A 1,376-nucleotide genomic window follows, 5' to 3' on the forward strand; every position below is an offset into this window, starting at 1 on the left:
TGCGTGACGAACGACCGCTTCAGACTGCGGAAGATCTGTTTGGCACCCTCGAAACGGGTGTCGACACCGTCGGCAGCTTCGTCGAGTAGGTCCGGATCATCGAGATCACTCCTGCGAGCTGACCCTGCGCACGCCGCAAACGGTTCAATACCAATGCGATGCTTACGGTGTCACCAGTCATGTCGTTCAGTCCTTCGTTCGATGAAACTCCAGTTTACCCCTAGCGGTAAGGGTGGTCGAGGTGGCCGAAGCTGGACGGTGGCCTCGGTGCGGATGTCGCGGCCCATGGGCTGGAGAGGCCGGGTCAGTCATCGTTGCACCGAGGGGTCGGGGCCACCCGTGACCTGTCGTAGTCGCCCATTGATGGGCTATACCGGTAGGGGTATACGGAAGACCGCGTCGCCGCCGACCTCAGGTTCACTTAAGACTCGACCGCTATCGTCGGCACCACCGCACCACCGCACCGGAAGGACAACCACTGATGACACTCACCATTGGCGACACCGCCCCCGATTTCCACGCCCAAACCACCCAGGGTCCGATCAACTTCCACGAGTGGATCGGTGAAAGCTGGGCAGTTCTGTTCTCCCACCCCCGCGATTTCACCCCGGTGTGCACGACCGAACTCGGTTACATGGCCACGATCAAACCCGAATTCGACCAACGCAACACCAAGATCATCGGGTTGTCAGTCGACCCACTCGACAACCACGTCGCATGGGCCGACGACATCGCCGAAACACAAGGTACCGCGCCCAACTATCCGATGATTTCCGACAACGACTACACCATTTCGAAGGCCTACGGGATGCTACCCGCCGAAATCGCCGGCGACCCGACCAGTCACACTCCGGCCGAGATGGCGACGCTGCGCAATGTCTTCGTCATCGGCCCCGATAAGACGATCAAGTTGGTGCTCATTTACCCGATGACCACCGGCCGCAACTTCGACGAGGTGCTGCGTGTAATCGACTCGCTACAACTCACTGCCGCGCACAAGGTGGCCACCCCCGCCCAGTGGAATAGAGGTGGCGACGTGATCATTGCCGGCTCGGTCAGCGACGAGGATGCTAAAAAGATCTATCCGGATGGCTGGACTGCCCCTCGCCCCTACTTGCGCATCGTTGCCGACCCCACCCAAGGCTGAGGGCGACGCCCACGGGCATGCTGAACCGTCCTGGATCTGACGGAGACCTGGTTCGAGCCACTTGGCGGTCGGAGGTGTCGGTCGAGATTGCTGACGGTGCTCGTTCTCATAGGGGTCGCGGTGGGCCGAATATCACCAGGGACACCAGTAGTCCGGTCATCATCGTGACCGCGAACACGAGCACCCACCGCTGCGCGGGGTCGTATCCGACCTGGAGGTTCGCGAATTC

At 60.9% G+C, this 1,376-nt stretch carries 1 protein-coding gene and 2 pseudogenes; 1 reads left to right on the forward strand and 2 read right to left on the reverse strand.

Going from position 1 to position 1,376, the window contains the following annotated elements:
• Nucleotides 1–94 precede the first annotated feature (94 nt).
• Nucleotides 95–181, reverse strand: a pseudogene (locus AB0P23_RS25420) (hypothetical protein); the annotation flags it as partial.
• Nucleotides 182–481: 300 nt separating this feature from the next.
• On the opposite strand from AB0P23_RS25420, the gene AB0P23_RS25425 reads away from it, so the two are divergent.
• On the forward strand, nt 482–1,147 hold the full coding sequence (locus tag AB0P23_RS25425; RefSeq protein ID WP_008720432.1) for a peroxiredoxin: 666 nt from the start codon (nt 482–484) through the stop codon (nt 1,145–1,147).
• Nucleotides 1,148–1,277: 130 nt separating this feature from the next.
• On the opposite strand, the pseudogene AB0P23_RS25430 reads toward AB0P23_RS25425, so the two are convergent.
• A pseudogene (locus AB0P23_RS25430) lies at nt 1,278–1,376 on the reverse strand (cytochrome c biogenesis protein ResB); the annotation flags it as partial.

The organism is Rhodococcus sp. NPDC077669, assembly GCF_040686915.1.
In the GTDB taxonomy this organism is placed as follows: Bacteria; Actinomycetota; Actinomycetes; order Mycobacteriales; family Mycobacteriaceae; genus Rhodococcoides; species Rhodococcoides fascians.

What these genes read in the sequence shown, in the direction of transcription:
- AB0P23_RS25425 (WP_008720432.1), top strand. Translation starts at nt 482, where the DNA reads ATGACACTCACCATTGGCGACACCGCCCCCGATTTCCACGCCCAAACC.